Source organism: Sphingobium sp. L-44 (genome assembly GCF_056859495.1).
The window spans coordinates 35,185-56,926 of the sequence record NZ_JBSXOQ010000088.1 but is presented as its reverse complement, the minus strand read 5'-3'; the positions used below and the strand labels follow the sequence as shown (position 1 = coordinate 56,926).

12 protein-coding genes are annotated in these 21,742 nt (G+C 64.6%); 5 read left to right on the top strand and 7 right to left on the bottom strand.

Going from position 1 to position 21,742, the window contains the following annotated elements; all coding sequences use genetic code 11:
* Positions 1-2: 2 nt before the first annotated feature.
* The 4 genes from AC13EK_RS11595 to AC13EK_RS11580 all read right to left on the bottom strand — a co-directional run bounded on the left by AC13EK_RS11595 (position 3) and on the right by AC13EK_RS11580 (position 10,534).
* Entirely contained in the window at positions 3-2,273 is a 2,271-nt protein-coding gene (locus tag AC13EK_RS11595) for a sulfatase-like hydrolase/transferase (protein WP_069336480.1), read from the bottom strand.
* 171 nt (positions 2,274-2,444) lie between these two features.
* Positions 2,445-5,306 carry a TonB-dependent receptor plug domain-containing protein gene (locus tag AC13EK_RS11590; RefSeq protein WP_338329085.1) on the bottom strand — a complete coding sequence of 954 codons (2,862 nt, stop codon included), beginning with the start codon at positions 5,304-5,306 and terminating at the stop codon, positions 2,445-2,447.
* A 343-nt stretch (positions 5,307-5,649) separates the two neighbouring features.
* A complete protein-coding gene (locus tag AC13EK_RS11585; protein ID WP_069336481.1) occupies positions 5,650-7,746 on the bottom strand; it encodes an acylase in 2,097 nt (698 codons plus the stop codon).
* Between the two features lie 70 nt (positions 7,747-7,816).
* Positions 7,817-10,534, bottom strand: coding sequence for a TonB-dependent receptor domain-containing protein (locus AC13EK_RS11580; protein WP_483022206.1), 2,718 nt, complete (start codon positions 10,532-10,534; stop codon positions 7,817-7,819).
* 317 nt (positions 10,535-10,851) lie between these two features.
* On the opposite strand from AC13EK_RS11580, the gene AC13EK_RS11575 reads away from it, so the two are divergent.
* The 4 genes from AC13EK_RS11575 to AC13EK_RS11560 are packed head-to-tail and all read left to right on the top strand — an operon-like array spanning position 10,852 to position 15,274.
* Positions 10,852-11,487 (top strand): RNA polymerase sigma factor, encoded by a 636-nt coding sequence (locus AC13EK_RS11575; RefSeq protein ID WP_081331648.1) that lies wholly within the window; start codon positions 10,852-10,854, stop codon positions 11,485-11,487.
* Positions 11,411-12,412: a FecR family protein gene (locus tag AC13EK_RS11570; protein ID WP_069336463.1), complete on the top strand. Its 1,002-nt coding sequence runs from the start codon at positions 11,411-11,413 to the stop codon at positions 12,410-12,412. The genes AC13EK_RS11575 and AC13EK_RS11570 overlap by 77 nt, the downstream gene beginning before the upstream one ends.
* A 32-nt stretch (positions 12,413-12,444) precedes the next feature.
* Positions 12,445-13,746, top strand: a complete 1,302-nt coding sequence (locus AC13EK_RS11565) for an MFS transporter (RefSeq protein ID WP_069336464.1) — start codon at positions 12,445-12,447, stop codon at positions 13,744-13,746.
* Between the two features lie 19 nt (positions 13,747-13,765).
* Positions 13,766-15,274 (top strand): CRTAC1 family protein, encoded by a 1,509-nt coding sequence (locus AC13EK_RS11560; RefSeq protein ID WP_069336465.1) that lies wholly within the window; start codon positions 13,766-13,768, stop codon positions 15,272-15,274.
* Between the two features lie 51 nt (positions 15,275-15,325).
* Here AC13EK_RS11560 and AC13EK_RS11555 read toward each other — a convergent pair whose 3' ends face one another.
* The 3 genes from AC13EK_RS11555 to AC13EK_RS11545 all read right to left on the bottom strand — a co-directional run bounded on the left by AC13EK_RS11555 (position 15,326) and on the right by AC13EK_RS11545 (position 20,619).
* Positions 15,326-16,978 (bottom strand): alkaline phosphatase D family protein, encoded by a 1,653-nt coding sequence (locus AC13EK_RS11555; protein ID WP_069336466.1) that lies wholly within the window; start codon positions 16,976-16,978, stop codon positions 15,326-15,328.
* Between the two features lie 11 nt (positions 16,979-16,989).
* The gene (locus AC13EK_RS11550) at positions 16,990-19,527 is read right to left on the bottom strand and encodes a TonB-dependent receptor (protein ID WP_483022205.1); all 2,538 of its coding nucleotides are present in this window, start codon (positions 19,525-19,527) and stop codon (positions 16,990-16,992) included.
* A gap of 168 nt (positions 19,528-19,695) precedes the next feature.
* Positions 19,696-20,619, bottom strand: a complete 924-nt coding sequence (locus tag AC13EK_RS11545; RefSeq protein WP_069336468.1) for a LysR family transcriptional regulator — start codon at positions 20,617-20,619, stop codon at positions 19,696-19,698.
* A gap of 88 nt (positions 20,620-20,707) precedes the next feature.
* On the opposite strand from AC13EK_RS11545, the gene AC13EK_RS11540 reads away from it, so the two are divergent.
* Positions 20,708-21,742, top strand: a complete 1,035-nt coding sequence (locus AC13EK_RS11540) for an aldo/keto reductase (RefSeq protein ID WP_069336484.1) — start codon at positions 20,708-20,710, stop codon at positions 21,740-21,742.

Here is a 21,742-nt window from a genome sequence, read left to right as displayed (position 1 = left end):
CCCTAGGGCAGGCTGATATCCACCTGCTCAATCGTCCCGGTGAAGTGGCTGCTGACCACATCATAGGCAGGATCGACCGGGCTGATACTGTCCTGGCCGACCTCGAAATCCTCGGTATGTGACACGACGAGCGCGAAGGTGCGGTCGATCCGGCCGCGCGCGACCTCTTTTCCATCCACCAGCAGCGTGGCGGTGGCGCCGCTGGTCGGCGCTTCCCGGTCCATGACAAAATGCAGCGTGATATCGTGCCGCCCCGCCGTCAGGGGAGCGGTGCCGGCGATCCGGCTCATATGGGCGGGCGTCAAATTATAGGTGAATCTGGGCCGCCCCTGGTCGAGGAACAGGCTGTAGCCGCCGAAACGGCCGCCATGCACGGCGATGACGCCCTGGCCGCCATCGGCAGGAACCGTGACTTGCGCGCGGATGGTGAAGGAATGGCCGACCAGGCCCGGCGCCGCGCTCTCTGGAATAGGGCCGATCGGGCCATGATAGGTGAACAGGGCGCGCCCGGCATTAGGATCGGGCCGGCCCTTCTGCCCGCCTTCGCTGCCATGGATCGGCAGGATGCCGGCGGTCGCCGCTTCAGCCCAGAACAGATCCTTGAGCGCGGCAAGTTTCTGCGGATTGGCTGCGGCCAGGTCATGCGCTTCGCTGAAGTCCGAACGGGTATCATATAGCTGCCAGACGCGCTGGTCGATCGGCACGGGCGGCGGCGGCGTGCGTTCCCACGGCGTCACCATCGGCGCGGTCGCGGCCACCCAGCCATCCTTGTAGACGCTCAGATTCTGCGCCATCGCGAACACCTGGGTCGTGCGGTGCGAGGGGGCGTCCTTGGCGGCGAAGCTGTAACCCATGCTGATCCCGGTGATCGGCTTTTGCGGTATGCCGTCCAGTATCTCGGGCGCCTTCACCCCCGCAGCCTCCAGCACGGTCGGCATGATGTCGCTGACATGGTGGAACTGGCTGCGCAGCCCGCCCGGATCCTGGATATGGCGCGGCCAGGACATGACCATGCCGTTGCGCGTGCCGCCGAAATGAGAGCCATAGCGCTTGGCCCAGGGGAAGGGAGCGTTGAGCGCCCAGCCCCATCCGCCGGGAATCAGATTATAGGCATATCGTGTGCCGATATCGTCGATATGGGCAAGGGCATAATCGGGATTTTCCTTCACCCCGCTCAGCGCCGACTGCTCGAACAGCTTGCCGTCGAAACTGCCTTCCGCGCTCGCGCCATTGTCGCCCTGGATATAGATGATCAGCGTGTTGTCGATCTCGCCATTGTCGCGCAGTCGCTGAATGACGCGGCCGATCTGCGCGTCAGCGTAAGCAAGGGACGCGGCATAGGCCTCCATATAGCGGGCATAGAGGCGCTTTTGATTGACGGTCAGGCTATCCCAGTGCGGCAATGTGTCGGGCCGGGGAGCGTCGTCCGTGCCCTGGGGGATCACGCCCAGCCGCTTCTGCCGGGCGACCGTTTCCGCCCGCATCGCGTCCCAGCCGGCATCGAATTTGCCACGAAAGCGCGCCATCCAGTCGGCGGGCGGCTGGTTGGGGGCATGGGCGGTGCCGGTCGCATAATAGAGGAGAAAGGGCTTGTCCGGGGCGGCCGCATGCTGCTCGTCGATCCAGCGGATCGCATGATCGGCCAGATCATGTTCCAGATGATAGGCGGGATCGGCTGGCGCCTGCACATGCGCGGTATTTTCGACCAGATTGGGTTCGGCCATGCTGCTGTCGGCCCCCAGGAAGCCGTAGAAATATTCGAAACCCAGGCCCGTGGGCCAGCGATCGAACGGTCCGGCGCGGCTCATTTCCCATTCCGGGGTGACATGCCCCTTGCCGATCATCGCCGTATTATAGCCGTTTTCCTTCAGGATCTGGGCCATGGTGCCGGCGCTTTTGGGGATCAGGCTGTTATAGCCGTCATAGCCTGTCGCCCAGTTGGCGACATAGCCCATGCCGACCGCCTGCGGATCGCGCCCGGTCAGCAGCGAGGCGCGGGTCGGCGAACAGATGGCGGTGGTGTTGAACTGGTTATAACGCAGTCCGGCCTGCGCGAGCGCGTCGAAGGTCGGCGTGGGGATCGGGCCGCCAAAGGTGCTGCTGGCACCAAAGCCGACATCGTCGGTCATGACGATCAGGATATTGGGAGCCCCGTTGGCGGCGCGGAGTGGCTGAGGCCAGCTGGGCGGCGAGGATTCCGCCGGCGTGCGGCCATAGATTTTCGCGGCCGAAGCATCGGAGGTCTGGGCGACGGCAGGCGCTGAGAGCGCCATGAGCAGCGCGAGGGAGGAGGCCGCGCTCAAGCCCCTGCTGGACGGGCGACGGACGGGACGGGGCGAAGCATGGGGCAAGGCGACCTCCTTGGACAAAAAAGAGACGCCGGTTGCATTGGCAGCCGGCGCCCAGGGAGAGAGATACGGCGGCACCAGGCCGCCGTCCGGCTTTCAGAACTTGAAGCGGATGCCACCTGTGAAGGCGCGGCCCACCGTATCGTAAAGCGCGAAATTGGTGGCGATGTTGACGCCCGGAATGGTGCCGGGGATCAACGGCGGATCCTTGTCGAACAGATTGTTGACGGTGCCGAAGAATTCGACATGACCGTTGGCCACGGGCAAGCGGTAGCTGAGCGTCATGTCGGTATAGCCGACCGCCCCGATCGTCTGGCCAAGGCCGTTTTCTAGGCCGCCGGGAATGCCCAGTTTCACCTTGCCGATCAACTGCTGGTTGAGGAAGACGCCGACCCGGCCAATCTCATAATTGACGCTAAGCGTGCCACGCCAGCGCGGGCGGCCCTCCGGTGTGCTGCTGATCGTGCTGATCCCGGCATATTCCAGCACGGGCGCGGTCGACGACTGCTGGGTCTGATAGGTGTCGAGATAGCTGGCATAGAGGCGCAGGCCCAGATTGCCGCCCGCCAGTTCGGTCCGGTAGGACGCGTCGAAATCTATGCCGCTGGTTTCCAGGAAGGCGATATTGGCGGGCGCCACCCGGATCTGGCTGGGGAAGGATGTCGGCGTGTCGCGGGTGACGAGCGCACATTCGGGCGCGGTGCCGCCGCTCTGGCTGCAATTGTTGACGATCTGGGTCAGGCTCAACGTGCCGATCGCATCCTTGATCTTGATCCGGTAATAATCGACCGACAGGCTGAGCCCTGGCAGGAAGGACGGCGTGATGACCGCGCCGAAGGTCAGCGTATCGGCCTTTTCCGGTTTCAGATCGGGGTTGCCGCCCGTCACCTGCGGCACATTGGCGGTGATGCCGCTGACCGGATCGACCAGCAGGCTGATCGCGCTCTGGTCGCCGGCAAACAGCTCGAACAGATTGGGCGCGCGGATATCGCGCGAGACCGACCCTCGCAGCAGCAGGTCGCTGATCGGCTTCCAGGTGGCGCCCAGCTTCCAGGTCTTGACCGATCCCGACGTGCTGTAATCGGTGTAACGGCCGGCCGCGTTCAGGCTCAGTTCCTGCGCAAAGGGCTGGTCCTTGAGCAGCGGCACCGCCAGTTCGCCGAACATTTCCTTGACGCTCAGGTCGCCCGACGCCTCGCCGACATTGGTCAGCCAATAATAATAGACCGACGAAGGCACGCCGCGCAGGCCAGCGAAATAAGCATTGCGTTCCGCCGTCGTGTCGAGATCGGCCGGGTTGGCGTTGCTGGTCAGGCGCAGGCTCTGGCGGCGATATTCCGCGCCCAGCGCAACATCGACCGGACCGGCGGGCAGGTCGAACAGGGCGCCCTGGATGCTGGCCGACATGGCGTTCTGCCAGATGCGGGCGCGGTAACGCGACGTACCCACGACATAGTCATAGCCAGGCTGGCTGGCATAGGCGTCGCCGGTGGCCAGCAGATTGAAGGGCTGGCAATTGGCGTAGCGGGCAGCGATCGTCGGATCGGCGCTCAGACTGGCCCGGCAGACGGTCTGGCCGCTGCCATTGCGCACGGCATCGGTCGCGGCATAGAAATGCTGCCAATCCCAGACGCCTTCCTGTGCGACCGAGAAATTGGAGTCGCCATGGTTGAAGGCGACATTCCATTTCCATTTGTCCGCCAGCGTCCCTTCGAACCCGGCATTGACCATCCAGTAATCGGTGCGTTCCGTCGTGTGGGGCCGGGGTGAATTGGCGCCATAGCGGGCGAGGGTGATCGACTGGCTGGTCGGGGTGAAGGCGGCCTGAAGTTCGGCCGGCAGATAGGGATTGCCGCTGTAGAGCGTGGCGGCCGTCGGCGGCACCAGGCTGTTGGCCAGCGAGGTGTAGGACAGGTCGCTGCGCGAGAAGCTGCCCTGGACATAGCCGGTCACGTCCGGCGTAAAGTCCCAGCTCGCCCGGCCAAAGGCCTGATAGGTGTGCAGCGGGGCGACCGCCTGCGTGTCAGGCGAGATCGCATAACCGTCTCCCCCGACAAAATAGCCCGGCGATCCGGTTGCCGTGCCGTTGCTGAACGGCACCAGCGCGCCATTGGCGTCGAACCGGTAATTGGTGAACGGCCCCGACGTGATCTTGCCATATTCCGATGCAGCGCTCAGCGTTACGCCGGATGCGATCATATAGGGATTGAGCGAGCCGCCCGGCGAGCAGGCGGTGGGATCGGCCGCAGCATTGGGATTGGTGCAGCCGACCGTGCTGCCGACATAGCTATAGGCGCCACGTCCCAGTTTGCGGTCGCTGCGCAGCATGCCGTTATTCTTGAAAGTCTCGGCGCTCAGCAACAGGTGGCCGCGATCGCCACCAAAGTCGAAGCCGCCGGCGATGCCGAAGCGATAGCCCTGATTATCGCCGCGCTGCGACGTCGAGCCCTGGGCGACGCCGGTCAGGCCGGTAAATTTCTTGTCGAGCACGAAGTTCACCACGCCCGAGACCGCGTCGGAGCCATAGGCCGCCGAAGCGCCGCCGGTCACCACGTCCACCCGCTGGATCAGCAGGTTGGGGATGACGTTGACGTCGACCGTGCCGAGATAGGTGGTCGGCGCCACCCGCTGACCATCGAACAGGATCAGCGTGCGCAATGGCCCGACGCCACGCAGGTTCAGCACATTGCCGTGCGCCGCGGTGTTGGCGAAGTTCATCGAGCTGCGCGACGGGCTGGACGAGTTCTGGAACTGCGGCAGCTTGTTGAGCGCGTCGGGAATGTTGGACGGGGTCGCCTTCACCAGCTCTTCGGTCGATGCGACGGTCACCGGCGTCGGCGCGGTATAGCCGTCGCGCACGATGCGGGTTCCGGTGACGACGATATCCTGGGCTGATGCCTGTCCGCTCTGGGCGTCCGCCGGCGGCGTGGCCTCCTGGGCGGCGGCCGCGCTGGCCATCGTGAACAGGGCGGTACCCGTCAGAAATAATGAAGACGCTCGTCCTCGCATTGCACTTCTCCCCATCCTCTCGGTTTATTTTTATCCGATAGTGCAATTTTGATATTAACGCAGTTGATTGAAGTCAACGCAAATATGCGTGGAGGGTCATATTTTCGGATGGCGAGCGGTCTGGGCAGGGGGCGTGCGCATCACTGAGCCGCAACGCCGGGCTGCGACGGCGAGGCTTTGATGGGCGAAGAGGGGTAAAAGGGGAGCGGCTTTGTGCCTGCGTGATGCAGCACAGCCGCATCCATTCGCGCGCGCCGGGATGCAGCACCTGCACCCCGGCGCGCGCTCCTTGTCAGAACGCGGTCTTCTCTTCCAGATGCCCTTCCACGTCAGCACGACTGATCCACAGGGTGCGGAACTTCTTGTCGGCCAGCAATTGCAACTGGTCGCTATTGTGCCGGGAACCGGGCTGGCTGCTATTGCCATAGCTCATCAGGCCCACGGCCTTCATCGGCGTGCTGAATTCGACCATGGAAACCCATGTCTCGCCATGGAGGGGCGTGCGCTCGCCATTTTTCATGGCCCCCCAGGTGATGGTGCGAAACACGCCGGTATTGCCGAAGCCGCCATTGGCCGGCACGCTGACATCGCCGATATGAAAGCGCGAGACATCGCCGAACGGACGGTCGATCGCGCCGTATAGCTGCTTCGTCTTCGCCACCGCTTCCTTCAGCATGGCGACGGCTGCCGTCGGGTCTTTCAGGCCGCGTGGCGTTTCCAGCGGGTCGTCCAGAGTCCATTTGACGGCATAGTTGGACTGGTCGGTGAAATTCTTGGGCGCGAAGAGGCCGGCCCAGGTTTCGAACAGCAGCGCGGCGCGGCTGTCGGGTTCGAACCGATGGTCCCAGCCCTTGAGCAACGCCGTCGCCGCCTGCACCTCGGCATCGTTCGATCCGGCGGCTGCCGCCAGCAGGTCGGGCAACATCCGTTCCGCCATCAGCGAGGTGGTGGTCAGCTTGCGCGACACGAAATCGTCGAAGCTGATCTTGGGCGTCTGACTCATCAGCTTGACCGACATCTGTGCCCGCTGGCTCATCGGCCCGACCGGCGCGACATAGGCAGGGAAGCTCTTGGGATCGAGCGCACGGGGCCAGGTCGCCAGCCATGGCGGATCATTGGCGTTCTGGACGAAGCCGGTCGCCGGATCGAGCAGCTTGGGCATGTCGTCATAGCTGTGGACATCCTTCCACAGCGTCGCCGATGTATCGCCCGGCACCGGCGTCGACCAATATTTGAGGTCGCCGCTCGCATGCTTGGGCAGCAGGCCGTTGTCGAGATAGAGGATATGGCCGGCGCGGTCGGCATAGATGATGTTGAACATCACCACCTGCATCTTGCGCAGCGCCTTTTCGAACGCGCCCCAGTCGCGCGCCTTGCCCATCTCCAGATATTGCTCCAGCACGCCGGGCCGGTCGAGGCCGGCGACCTTGAGCGCGACCGTCGTCTTGCCGTCAGGCAGGGTGAAGACCGGGCCATGGACCGTGCTTTTCTGTTCGAAGCTGACGCTCTTCAGCGTGCCGTCCGCCTGCTTGACCTTGTAGCTCTTCGTCACCGTATCGAACGGCAGCGTCTTGCCGTCGAAGCGATAGCCATCGCCTTCCAGCACCAGCTTGTAGCTCGTGAAACCCTGCATCGTGTTGACGGTGTTGGTGAAGCCCAGATCATTGTTGAAGCCGAAGCGCAACACCGGCAGGCCGACCTGCGTCGCGCCGTAGATGGCCAGGCCCGGCGCGGTGATCTGTGCCTCATAATAAGTGAGCTGGCTCGGCGCCCAGGGCAGATGCGGGTTGGCGAGCAGCATCGCCTTGCCGCTGGCCGAGCGCGAAGGCGCGACCGCCCAGGCGTTCGACCCTCCGGCCTCGTTGATCGACGGATCGGTCAGCACCTTCCGGTCGGATGCGATATAGCCGAAATTCATCAGCCGCTGGGCATGGGCGATGATGTCGACGCCCCGGAGCGGTAGCACGACCTTCACTTCCGGCGCGATTCTGTCGGGATGGGCGGCAGCATAGGCATTCACCCCGGCTGCAAAGGCTTCGAGATTCTTCTTCATTTGCGGCGTCTGCTGTCTGAACCACTGGGCGGAGCGGGCCGGCACGTGATTGGCGACCAGCCATTTGTCCTGGCTCTCATATTTCTCGCCCCAATATTCGGCAGCGCGAGCGCGGCTTTCGCCATACATGCGCAACAGCAGGTTGCCGTGGCTCTGGGCCTGGGCATAGCCAAAGCCGTAGAAGCCGCCTTCCTCGGTCTTTGCGTAGATATGGGGCACGCCGAAACTGTCCCACAATATTTCGCCGCCGCCCCAACGGGTGGAGGGGGCCGCTACCGAGGCGGTCATCGCGGAGGAAGCAGCCAGGGCCGCCAGCCAGATCGTCATATGGCGCATCGCCATCATTCTCCCGTCAGTGCAGAAAATGCGCCGCCCCGTGCGGAGCGGCGCCTTGGTCGGTGATGGATCAGAAACTCAGGCCGACGCGGCCATAATAGAAGCCGCCGGTGAACCCGATCGGCGAGGTGCCGGCATAGAGCCCCTGGCCCAGCGTGGCGCTGACGTCGCTGGCCCGGTTCTTGTCGGGATAGACGTTGAAGATATTGTTCGCGCCGATCGCGATGTTGACCAGTGGCGTGACCTGCCAGCTGGCCTCCAGGTCGGTGACCCACTTGGCGCCATAACTGCGATCATTCGGGTAGGTGGTGACGCCATCGGTGGTGACGCCGTTCTGGTAGGATTTGAAGCTACCAAAGCGCGTCAGGCGCGACGACAGGGTGAAGTCGCCCATGGTGGCGAGGTTGCTGATCGACAGCTTGATGCGCGGCAGATTGTTGGTCATGTTGCTGCGGCGCGCGCGATCGAACAGGACATAATCGCTGCCCAGCGCGGCCAGTTCGGGCGGATTGTCGATGATGTGGGTGATCTTGGTCTTGTTGTAGTTGAAGCCCAGATTCCACTGCATGTTCACCGTGTCGAACAGGCCATGCTTGTAGGATGCGACGACGTCGATGCCGCGGGTGCGGGTGTCGATCGCGTTGGTATAATATTGCGCCGTCAGCGTCCGCGCTTCCGCTTCAGGCACGCCGCTGGCGATCAAGATGTTGGAGATCGCTGTGCCGGTCAGGGTGCTGGTGATGGTGATGCGATCGTCCACGTCGATCTGATAGGCATCGATCGTCAGGTTGAAATTGGGCAGCGGCGTCAGCACCACGCCAGCGGAGATGTTGAACGATGTTTCGGGCTGCAGCGATTCTGCACCAAGCGCGATTGCAGCGGGATCGTCGACTGCCAGCGTCTTGATTTGCAGCAACTGGTTGGGAACGCCATTGACGGTGCGGAACTGGTTGGTCGTCTGGGTATAGATTTGCTGGGCGACGGCGGGCGCCCGGAAGCCGGTATTGGCGGCCGCGCGAAAGGCGATCCAGTCGGTCGCGGCATAGCGCCCATTGACCTTCCAGATCAGCGTGTTGCCGCTGCCATCGTCATAATGTTCGAAGCGTGCAGCGGCGCCGATCGTGATATCCTTGTTGGGATCCCACGCCACGTCGGCATACAGCGAAACATTGTCGCGGGACATATAGGCCGCGTCGCCCGGCTGGAAGCCGGCCGAGCTTTGCGCGCCCGGCGTCATGCCCGACACGATCGCCGGGCCTACGGCATAGCTGGCCTCATCCCCGGCGAAGGTCTGGTAGCGTTCATGGCGCTGCTGCGCGCCTGCCGACACCTGCAGGTTGCCGCCACCCACATCATAGCCGCGGGTCACGTCGAGCGAGGTGACGAACTCCGAGGATTTGAGGGTGCCGATATAGAATTCGGTGGGGCTGAGCGTGCCCAGCGAGGGGTTGAGCGTGCCTTCCGACGACTGGCGGGCGCGATTGCGGCCATAGCCGGTGGAAAAGTCCCAGTCCCAGCCCGCGACTTCGCCCTTCGCGCCGACGGTGAGTTCGAAATCCTCCTCGTCGATCATGATATGGGGGCGATAGCCGTTGGGGTAGATGCCCATGACATTGTTGATGTCCTTGGGGTAGCGATAGCTGTACCACAGGTCCGACCGCCGCTGGCTGTAGGTGCCGAAGGCGTAGAGTTCGACGCCGCCCAGATCATATCCGGCATTGAGCGCAGTATTGATGCTGCGGGAGGGCATGACGCCATAGCTGGTGGTGACGATGCGTTCGGTGCCGACTGCGGCTGCGTCGCGCGGATCGAGCTGCCCGTTCACCAGCGGATAGAGGCAGGTGGTGGTGGCCGTGACCGAACAGTCGGCGAGCGGCAGCGCACGGTTCGACATTTCCTGCTTCTTGAGGTTGAGCGAGAGGTTGGCGAAACCGTTCTCGCCCAGCTTCATCCCGAAATTGAGGTCGGCCTGATAGAGTTCGCCATCGGACCGGTCGAAATTCTGGCCGGCGGTGAAATTGGCGGAGCCGCCGCTGCTGTCATCCTTCAGGATGATGTTGATGACGCCGGCGATGGCGTCCGACCCATATTGAGCGGCGGCACCGTCACGCAGCACTTCGATATGATCGACCGCGGCGGTCGGGATCATGTCCAGATCGGCCGGGACCGAGCCGTTGTAGAGCGTCGACACCGCGTTGATGAGCGAGGTCTTGTGGCGACGCTTGCCGTTGACCAGGATCAGTGCCTGGTCGGGATTGAGACCGCGCAGGCCGCCGGTCGCGATGACGGTGGAGGTGGCGCCGCCCGCTCGCACCGGCAGGTTGAAGGATGGCATCAGCGTGTTGAGCGCCTGGAACACGCCCGCCTTGCCGGTGCGGGTCAGATCCGCGCCGGAAATAACGTCGATCGGCGTCGGGCTGTCGGTGACGGTGCGGGCCTGGCCGCGCGACCCGGTCACGACGATTGCCGGGCCGGGGGCTTCCTCGGCCGCGGCGGTGCTGGCCTGCGGTACGGTGCTGGCCTGCATCGCGAAGGGAAGGGCGGTGACGCCCAGGCTCGCGACTTCGACGGCGCGGCTCTTGTGGGCCTGGGCGCTCAGCGACAAGGCAATGACATTGTTGTTCGACAGCGTGATCTTCAGCCCCGATCCGGCGATCAGCCGCTGCAACGCGACATCGGGCGCCATCTTGCCGTTGACCGACTGGGCATGCAGGCCGGCGACCTGGTCATAGGGAAAGAGAAGCTGGATGCCAGACTGCTTGGCGAAGAGCGTCAGCGCCGTCTGCATTGACTGGGCCGGAATCTTGAATTTCGCCGGCTCCGCGGCTGCCGCCGACTGGGTGCTGAGGGCAACAACTGTTGCGACCGCGCACAGAGAAACGTTCCGAAAATTACGCGACATCATATCCCCCGTGAAATGATTGGGCTGCGAAATTATTTGCCCTTCAGTGGTGGATACGGAGGCCGATCGCGTTTCTGCTAACGACGCTTAAAAATATCTCATTTTTGTGACGAGGGGGCCTTCGCTATCGGTCTAGCACTGCCTCGACGCAGCGCCGGATCGGGCGCGCCGGAGGGGAGAATGATAAGCACAGGGGGACAAGCGTGGCTGTGGACGTGGACTCGATCAGGGCAAGGCTGGACTGGTTCAAGCAGGCCATCCTGCCCCATGAGGGCGCCTTGCGCTCCCGCCTGCGCCGGGTGGTGTCCCACCGCCAGGATGTGGATGACATCGTCGCCGAATGCATGACCCGCGCCTATGCGAATGGCGACATTCACCGCGCACAGAGCGGCAAGGCCTTCCTGTTCCAGATCGCGCGCAACCTGCTGATCGACGAGGCCCGGCGCGAGAAGATCGTGTCGCTCGAACTGGTCGCCGAACTCGACGTACTCCAGACCGACAATTCGACCGAGGAAGCGCTGCACGCGCGCGACGAGCTGCGCCATCTCCAGGCCATTCTCGACACGCTGCCGGCGCAATGCCGGCGGGCCTTCATCCTGCGCCGGGTCCATGAGAAATCGGTCAAGGAGATAGCAGAGGAGATGCAGCTATCCGTCTTTACAGTGGACAAGCATTTGACGCGCGCGGCTGTGAAGATAATGCAAGCCATCGGACAGTTTGAGGGTTCTGGATTTGGTTGGTCGCTACAGAAGCGCGGAGGACATGCAGGCGATCGAGGCCGAAGCGGCTCGTCTGTATCTTATGGCGCGGGCGAGCGACGCCCCGGAAGACTGGAATGACGCCTATGCCTGGGTGGCGCTGGACCCTGCCCATGGCTTCGCCTTTGCCAAGGCGGAGGCCGGCTGGGAACTGACCGAGCGGCTCAATGAACTGCCCGTCAGTCAGCGGGACGAACCTGCAGCGCCGGCAATCGCGCTGCCCGACGATCCCGCCCCGGAAGAACCCGTTGCCGAAATCCGGCCGCACCTGGTCGGCCGGCGTGGCCTGCTCATCGGCCTGGCAACCGCAGCCGCCGCGATCGGCGTCGCCTCCACCGTCGCGCTGCGACTGCTCGGCACGGTCGATCATTATCGCACAGCCCTGGGCGAGACCCGCACGGTGCAGCTTGCCGACGGCTCCCGCATCCATCTCAACACCAACAGCTCGGTCGAGGTCGCCCTGCGCGACGACATCAGGCAGATCACCCTGCTGAAGGGCGAGGCGCAGTTCGATGTCGCGCATGACAAGAAACGGCCCTTCATCGTCAATGCCGACGGGACGCTGGTGCGCGCCGTGGGCACGATGTTCAACGTCCGCCTGCGCGCCGATGTCACCGAACTGACCGTGATCGAGGGGATCGTGGCGGTGCGCAACGGCGACTCCGCCGTCCGTCGGATCGAAAGCGGGCGCAGCGCCGCCGTGCGCAGCGGTAGCATCGCTGTCACCCATCTGGAACCGGCCAAGATCCGGCAGCGCACCGCCTGGCAGGCAGGGATGGTCGAGTTTGAGGGCGACACGCTCGCCCAGGCGGTCGAGGAGTTCAACCGCTATCGCCCCACCCCGCTGGTGATCGGCGATCCGGCGATCGCCAGCCTGCGGGTCGGCGGTGCCTTCCGCCTCGACCGGTCGCAGGATTTCGTCGACGCGCTCGAAAGCGGCTTCGGCATCCGCGCCGTTCCGGGCAGCGACAATTCGATAATTTTGGTGTCCGCCGAAGGCAGTTAGCAGAACGAGCGGGGCCGTCCGTATCAACGGGGATGGAACATGTTGCGTCTCTCTCCCCAGCCAGTCTTTCCCGCCAGGATCGCCTGAAATCCATCCTTGGCGGATCGATCGGCAATCTGATCGAATGGTATGACTGGTATGTCTATTCCGCCTTCACCCTATATTTCGCGCCGGTCTTTTTTCCGTCGGACGACAGTACCGCCCAGCTGCTGAATGCGGCGGCGATCTTTGCCGTCGGCTTCCTGATGCGGCCGATCGGCGCCTGGGCGATGGGCATCTATGCCGACCGCAGGGGGCGCAAGGCGGGTCTCACCCTGTCCGTCATGATGATGGCCGGCGGATCGCTGATGATCGCCGCCATCCCCGGCTATGCCAGCATCGGCGTCGCCGCGCCGGCCCTGCTGCTGCTCGCGCGCCTGATGCAGGGCCTGTCGATCGGCGGCGAATATGGCGCCAGCGCCACCTATCTGTCCGAAATGGCGCAGAGCGACCAGCGCGGCTTCTTCTCCAGCTTCCAATATGTGACGCTGATCGCCGGCCAGTTGCTGGCGCTCTGCGTCCTGCTGCTGCTCCAGCTGTTCCTCACCGAACATCAGCTGGAAAGTTGGGGCTGGCGCGTGCCGTTCGTGATCGGCGGGGTGATGGCGGTCGGCGTCTATCGCCTGCGCCGGGGCCTCAAGGAAACCGAAGCCTTCGAGGAAAGCGCGGCGGTCAGCGAACAGCCCCGCTCCAGCGGCCTCAACCTCATCCGCCGCCATCCGCGCGAAGTGCTGCTGGTCATGGCGCTCACCGCCGGCGGCACGCTCGCCTTCTATGCCTACAGCACCTATATGCAGAAATTCCTGGTCAACAGCGCCGGCTTCGGCCGCCAGACCGCGACCGCGATCATGGCGTCGGCGCTGTTCATCTACATGCTGTTGCAGCCCATGGCCGGCTGGCTGTCCGATCGCATCGGCCGCAAACCGCTGCTGATCGGCTTCGGGATCAGCGGCGTCCTGTTCACCACCGCGATCTTCACGGCGCTGGAACGCGTCACCTCCTCCTTCGGCGCCTTCCTGCTGGTGCTGGGCGGCCTGGTGATCGTCACCGGCTACACCTCGATCAACGCGATCGTGAAGGCAGAGCTGTTCCCGGCCAATATCCGGGCGCTGGGCGTCGCGCTTCCCTATGCACTGGCCAACACCCTGTTCGGCGGCACCGCCGAATATGCCGCGCTCTGGATGAAGCATGCCGGGATGGAAGGCGGCTTCTACTGGTACGTCACCGCCATGATCGCGGTGTCGCTGATCGTTTATCTGCGCATGCCCGATACGCGCAAAACCAGCAAAATCTGACAGAAAGAGGGGAATATCCATGCCGTCGCTGAACCGGACGCTTTGCCATATCCTGCCGCTGATGCTGCTGTGCCAGCCGGCAACGGCGCAGGATGCGGCACCGCCTGCCGAGCCGCCCTTCACCTCCATACAGCCGGGCGATTTCGCCATCGCCGGATCCTTGTCCAACAGTTGGGCCGACTTCGACAATGATGGCGACCTCGATCTTGTTGTCTCGCTCAAGGGGGGCGATATCCGCCTCTATCGCAATGACAATGGCACGTTCGTGAACGTCGGGCCGGAACTGGGGCTCCCCACATCCGGCCCGGAAATGCGCGGCGTCGCCTGGGGCGATTATGACGGCGACGGCTGGATCGACCTGCTGGGCGGGGCGACCATGCCGGGCGAACTGAGCCTTGTGTTCCGCAACGAAGGCGGCAGGAAGTTCACCAATGTCGCGCCCGAACTGGGGCTGACCATCCCCAACCGCTCCGCGCGCCAGACCAGTTGGGTCGACTATGACAATGACGGCGACCTCGACGTCTATGCTGCCAATCGCATCGGCCCCAACAGCCTCTATCGCAACGACAAGGGCAAGTTCGTGCAGGTCTTGGCCGGTACCGGCGTGTCGGACAGTCGGCCGACCGTGGGCGCCTGCTGGTTCGACTATAATCGCGACGGCTTTCTGGACGTCTTCCTGGCCAATCAGTCAGGCGCGGCCGATGCGCTGTGGCGCAACAATGGCGACGGCAGCTTCACCGATGTCGCGCCCGAACTGGGCCTGGACAATCCGGGCCGTTCCAAGGAGGAAGGCGGTGTCGGCTGCGCCGTTGGCGACTATGACAATGACGGCTATCTTGATCTGTTCGTACCCAATTATGGCGTGAATGCGCTCTACCATAATGATGGTGACGGCACCTTCACCAACGTCGCCAAGGAGATGGGGGTCGGCATCGACAATCATGCCGTCGGCGCGGTGTGGGGTGATTATGACAATGACGGCTATCTCGACCTCTATGTAACCTCCTATCATGGCCCGCGCGACCAGCAGCAGCCCAGGGACAGTCTCTTCCATAATGAAGCGGGCAAGGGCTTCCGCCAGGTTCTGACCGAAACGTCGCAGCTCAATGTCGGCGACCATGGCGTGCAATGGGTCGATTATGACCGGGACGGTGCGCTCGATCTGTCGGTGATGCGTGGTTATACCAGCCAGGGCGGCCATTTCCTGTTCCACAATGATCTGGACCGGGCAGCGGCCAGGCGCAGCCTGTCGGTTACGCTGCTCGACGCGAAGGGGCGTTTCACCCGCATGGGGGCGGAAGTGCGCCTCTATGACAAGGCCGGCAAGATATTGGCCGCGCGACAGCTGTCGACGGGCGACGGCTATAATTCGGAAAATGCGGCGCCTCTGCATTTCGGCCTGAAAACCATGGACGCGGTCAAGGTCGAAGTCACCTGGATGAGCCGCAAGGGGCGCAAGATCCAGACCTTGCCGAACGTCGATCCGGCGAAATATGCGGGTAAATCGCTCGTCATCAGGGAGCGGTAAGTCTCGCGAGATCGGGGGCTGCGGGCAGGGCATCCGCAGCCCCCGACGCTTTCAGGTTACGTCGAACCGGGTGGCGCCCGCCGGCAGCGAGACGCGCTTGAGCGTGCGGGCCTCTGCCTTGGGGGCATAGATGGTCGACATGGCGATATAGTCGCCGGTCGCCTTTTCCCGTGTCAGCGTCAGCAGGATATAGCCCTTGGCGCGCTGGTCGCAGAAGGCGACCTCCGGGCTTGCCTGTTGCAGCAGGTCGCCGATCGGCATTTTCGGCAGCATGTCGCCGATCGACGGGCTGCTGATCGATGACGTGCCAAATTCCACGCCGATGGCATTGCCCTGTGCGTCGGCCAGTTGATTGGCCCAGAAGGCATGGCTGTCCCCGGCCAGCACCAGCGGATGGGCGCCGGCCCGGCGGATGCTCTGGTACAGCCGCTCGCGCGCGGCGGGATAACCGTCCCAGGCATCGAGGTTGAAGGGCAGGCCGGCGCGATAGCCGGCTTGCGCCAGTTCCACCTGCGCCCGCACCGACGGTTCCAGCGTCGCGATCATGGCCGCGGCCTTCTCTGTGCCGAACAGCTTGGCGAGGTCCGGGCCGTTGACCCGCGCCATCACCACCTGATTGCCCAATATCTGCCAGGGCGTGCCGGCCTTGACCGACGCGGCCAATTCCTTCTCCAGCCAGGCGCGCTGCGGCTCGCCCAGCATCTCGCGGTCCGGCCGGTTGCGTTCGGCCAGCACCGCCGCGACTTCCGATCGGCCCGGCGTCTCGCCCTTGAAGCCGGCCTGTTCGCTGCGGGCGAGCAGGCGCGTCTCGACCATCAGCAGGGTGGCGAGATCGCCAAAGTCGAAACGGCGGTTGATCGCTTCCCAGGGATCATTGCCATGCGGATCGCGGATCGGCATCCATTCGAAATAGGCCTGCATCGCGGCGGCCTTGCGCTTGGCCCAGTCGCCCTCGGTCGCGGGCTGGTGATTTTCCGCGCCGCCGATCCAGCTGTCATTGGCGGTTTCATGATCGTCCCAGACGCAGATGAAGGCGGCACGGGCATGGGCCGCCTGAAGGCTCCTGTCGCCCTTGTAATGGGCATGGCGGGTGCGATAGTCGGCCAGCGTCACGATCTCATGCGCGGGTTCCAGCCCGCGCCCGATCTTCTGGCCGATCTCCGCGCCATAGCCGTCGGCGCCATATTCATAGATATAGTCGCCCAGATGCACGACCGCATCGATCCGGTCGAGCGCGGCGATCGAGTCATAGGCGGTGAAGAAGCCGCCGGGGTAGAGCTGGCAGGAGACCACCGCCAGCACGGCATCGGCCACCGCGCCCCTGGCCAGGGTGCGAAAGCGGCCGACCGGCGATGGCGTGCCGTCCGCCAGTTCGAACCAGTAATGATAGTCATGGCCGGCCTTGAGCCTGCGCGGCTCGACCTTGACCGTGAAGTCGCGAGCGGCGCGCGCCTGCGCGGTGCCGCTTTCGACCGGCTTGCCGCCGGCACTTTCGGCGACATGCCAGCGCAGCGCGATCGCCGCCTGCTGCGCCGGGTCGGCCGGGGTGACGCGGGTCCACAGGATCGCGCCGCGCTGGGTCGGGTCGCCGCTGGCCACGCCATGGACGAAGCCGGCGGCGGCTTGTGTCGCCGCCATGCCGATGCCGGGGAGGGCAGCGCCCGAGCCGATCAGGCCCAGCGCCGCGCGACGGTCAAGCTTCATGCCATCCTCGCTCATTGTGCACCGCCAAAGCGGAAGCTGGCCGACACGCCATAGAAGCGTGGCGCCCCGCCGATGAAGGTCGGCATGCCCAGACTGTCGCCGGTATTGCCCGCATCCATGATATATTTCTTGTCGAAGGCATTCTCGATGAAGCCCTCGATCCGCCAGGCGCCACCGGGCGCCTCATAGCCAAGCCGCGCATTGACCAGTGCATAGCTGCCCTGCCATTCGTCCTGGATATTGTCGGCGACCAGAGCGGCGGGCGGCTGCTGCAGGTCGGGGCGGTCATTGTCATCGTCGAAATAGGCCTTCGACTGCCAGGTGACGCTGGGCGTGAAGACGATGCGGCCGGGGCCGGCGGGCAGGGACGCCTGCGCGCCGAAGGACGCGCTATGGTCGGGCGACAGGCGGAAGCGGTTGCCGTCGCGCACGCCCGTCTGGAAGCGGCTATGATTATAGGCATAGGTCGCGAACAGGGTCAGCACGTCGCTCGGCACCCAGCGCAGCTGGCCCTCGAAACCATAGCTTTCGGCCTTGCCGGCATTGGTCAGGACGAACTGCGTGCCCTGCTGCACCGTGGTCTGGAAATTATCATATTGGTAGAAGAAGGCCGCCCCGTCGAGGAACAGGGTGCGGTTCATCAGCGCGGTCTTGGCGCCCAGTTCGAAACTGTCGACCGTTTCGGAGTCCAGCACGGAAAAGCGGGTGGCGCCCATCGGCGCGGACGGCGCGCTGGCGGCCAGCACTTGCGGGCGACGGCCACGGGCATAGGTGGCATAGAGGCTGGTGTCGGTGCCCGGCTTGTAGCGGGCAGTCAGGCGCCAGGAAAAGCCGCCATTGCGCAGCGTGTCGCTGTCGACCCCGCCATTGCCGGCGGTCGGCTGGGCGCCGAGGCCGAACATCGGCACCGGATAGGCGGCCGAGGTCGGGATGTTCGCCGCGCCCGGCACGGCCAGCGCCTGCAGCAATGCGTCGCGCACCGCCGCCGGCTGGGTCAGCGCACCGATCAGCCCGCCCAGGATCGACCGGCCATTGTCGACCGACGACCAATAGGTGCTGCGCTTGTCGTCATGGGTGTAGCGCAGGCCGCCACCAAGCTCGAACTGGTCGGACAGGCGCAGGGTCACGTCGCCGAACAGGTCGAAGGCGCGGGTACGCGCGCCATTGGTGGTGCTTTCCAGATGACCGGGCTTCAGGTTGGCAGCGATCGCCTGGGCCTGCGCGCTCGACAGGCTGACGCCATAGGCGCTCGCCACGCCCTGTAGCAGGGCTCCGGTGAAGGCCGGGCTGGCCAATACCGACATCGGCACCGGATCGGTCGCGGGGCGGCCGGGGATGGCACCACCACCGTTGAGGGCATTGGCCAGCCGCGCCAGCGTTGCGCGCTCGTCAAATTGGGTGGGCACACGCTGCGTGCCGTTTTCCCAGAAATAGCTGCCGCCGACAAACGCGGAGATCGGACCGTTTTCATAGGTCAGGCGGAATTCCTGGCTGAACTGGCGGCCGCGCGCGTCCTCCGCCGCGGTCAGCATCGGCAGGGAAATGCCGTCCGCGTCGAAGATTTCCAGCGCGTCGAAGCGGCGGAAGGCGGTGGTGGACGTGAGGTTGAACTGGTCGTTGAGCTTCAGCCTGGCGATGCCGGTGACGCCCCAGACCTGGCGATCAAGGCCTAGGCCCTTGCCACCCTCGAAGCCATCGGCCGCTGCCAGCGCGGCGCCGCTGTTGCGGCCGCGATCGCCGATCACCACGCCGGTGGCCGGATCGGTCGGGTTATAGGCGATCGACTTGAAGCCGGTGCCGTTTGGTGTGTCCTTCTGATAATTGCCTATCAGGTCGAAGCTCAAATCGCCCTTCTCGCCATGGAAGCTGCCGCGCACCGCCTTGGTGTCGGCCGAGTTGAAGTCGGCGCCGCCCAGCAGGTTTTCGGTATAGCCGTCGCGCTTGCGGATGCGGCCGGCCAGGCGGATCGCCATGCCTTCGCCGATCGGCGCATTGACCATGCCCTCGGTCAGCCAGCTATTATAATTGCCATAGGAGACCCGGCCCGCTGCTTCGACATTGTTGAGCTGCGCCTTGTTCTGGATGATGTTGACCGCGCCGATCAGCGCGCCGCGACCATAGAGGGTCGATTGCGGCCCCTTGGCGATCTCGACCCGCTCGATGTCGAACAACTCGACATAGGAGCCGCGCGACTTGGAGATGGAAACGCCGTCCTGATAGACAGACACGCGCGGCTCGTTGCTGGCGGTGCCGCTATCCGACGTGATGCCGCGCATCACGAAGCCGGGATTGTTGGGCGACTGGTTCTGGACGTCGAAACCCGGCACGAAGCGCGACAGCGCGTCGAACTCATAAAGGCCCATACGGTCCATCTGTTCATTGCCGACGACGCTCAGCGCCATCGGCACGTCGATCGGGTCCTGTTCGCGCAGTTGTGCGGTGACGATGATCGAATCGGCCGGGGCGGCATCGGGCGTTTCGGCATGGGCGGTTGCCGTAGCGAAAACGGGCAGGCTGATGGCAGCGAGAGCTAGAGAACGGAAGTGCATGATATTTCTCCCCTTTCGGCGCTCGGGTAGGAGGGGAGTATGAAGCGCGCATGACAGTGATGCGCAGCTTATATGACGGCGGCACTGGATGCGCTCTGCCGCCATCTGGCACCGACCCGGATCAGCCGGAAACTGGTCCGCCGCGGGGATATATAGGCGTCGCCCGGCTCAGGCCGCCGGTGCGGGCCGCGTCAGCCGTTCCGCCAGGAAGTCCACGAATACGCGCAGCCGTGCCGGCACATTGGTGCCGCCCAGGAACACGGCATGGATCGTCTCGATATCGCCGGGATTATAGTCTTCCAGTAACGGCACCAGGTCGCCCGATGCCAGTTCCGGCTGGACGCTGAACCGGCCGACCCGCGTGATGCCGACGCCATCGGCCGCCAACTGCCCCAGCGTTTCGCCATTATTCGCCTCGATCGTGCCGCGCACGCTCAGCGCATAGTCGCGCCCGTCCTTGCGGAAGGGCCAGACCGGTTCGGCGCGGCGAAAATTGAAGTTCAGGCAATTATGATCGTGCAGATCCTCCGGTACGACCGGCGTGCCATGCCGGGCGAGATAGGCGGGGGAGGCGACGATGACGCGGCCATTCTCGCCCAGCTTGCGGGCGGTCAGCGGGCTGTCGGCCAGCGGCCCGAAGCGGATCGCGACATCGGCTTGCCCGCCGGCAATGTCGACCAGCCGGTCGCTCAGGCTGATGTCGACCAATATGTGCGGATAGAGCTGGGCAAATTCGCCGAGCAGCGGCACGATGCACAGCCGGCCATGGGAATGGGCGGCGCTGACCCGCAGCCGCCCGCGCGGCGCGCCGCGATCGGCGATCGTCTGTTCCGCCTCGTCCAGGTCGGCCAGGATGCGGCGCGCGCTGGCCAGATAGGCCTGCCCCTCCGCCGTCAGCGTCAGCGCGCGGGTGGAGCGCAGCAATAGCCGCACCCCCAGCCGATCCTCGATCCGGTCGACCGCGCGGCTGACGGCGGAAGGGGTGAGGCCCAGCAATCGCCCGGCGGCCGAAAAACTGCCCTCGGCCACCACGGTGGCAAAGGTTTCCAGCGCCCGCGCCCGATCGGCATGAAAGGGTATCTTTTCATCCATTGCAAAGATCCTTCGCCTTGCGGCCCTCTAAACGCGGGGAGTCCTGCCTTCCATTTATGCGTCCATCACGGAATGGAAAGGGATGACGATGGAATATCGGCAATTGGGGGCGTCAGGCCTGCGCGTGCCGGCGCTCAGTTTCGGCACCGGCACCTTCGGCGGCTCAGGGCCCCTGTTCGGCGCCTGGGGCAACAGCGACGCGCAGGAGGCGCGCCGGCTGCTCGACATCTGCCTCGAAGCCGGCATCACCCTGTTCGACACTGCCGACGTCTATTCGAACGGCGCGTCCGAAGAGGTGCTGGGCGCGGCGATCAGGGGACGGCGCGATCAGCTTCTGATCTCGACCAAGCTCGGCCTGCCGACCGGCGATGGTCCCAATGACTGGGGCGTATCGCGCGACCGGCTGATCGGCGGCGTGGAAGCCGCGCTCCGGCGCCTTGGCACCGATCATATCGACCTGCTGCAACTTCACGCCTTCGACGCGTCGACCCCGGTCGAGGAATTGCTGGCGACGCTCGACCAATTGGTCCGTGCCGGCAAGCTGCGCCATGTCGGCGTGTCCAACTATCCCGGCTGGCAGTTGATGAAGGCGCTGGACGTGGCGGATCGCCATGGCTGGCCGCGCTTCGTCGCCCACCAGGTCTATTATTCGCTGATCGGCCGCGCCTATGAGGCCGATCTGATGCCGCTTGCCGCCGACCAGGGCGTGGGCGCACTGGTGTGGAGCCCGCTCGGCTGGGGCCGCCTGACCGGCAAGATCCGGCGCAGCAGCCCGATCCCGGAGGGCAGCCGCCTGCACCAGACCGCCGCCTTCGCGCCGCCGGTGGAGGAGGAGCATCTCTATCGCGTGGTCGACGCGCTGGACGAGATCGCGGCGGAAACCGGCAAGACGGTGCCGCAGGTCGCGCTCAACTGGCTGTTGCAGCGGCCGACCGTGTCGTCGGTCATCATCGGCGCCCGCAACGAGGAACAGTTGCGCCAGAATCTGGGTGCGGTCGGCTGGTCGCTGACCGCCGATCAGGTCGCCCGGCTCGACCGGGCCAGCTACCAGATGCCGGCCTATCCCCACGCCCCCTATCACCAACAGGCCGGTTTCGCCCGGCTGAACCCGCCGCTTGTCTGA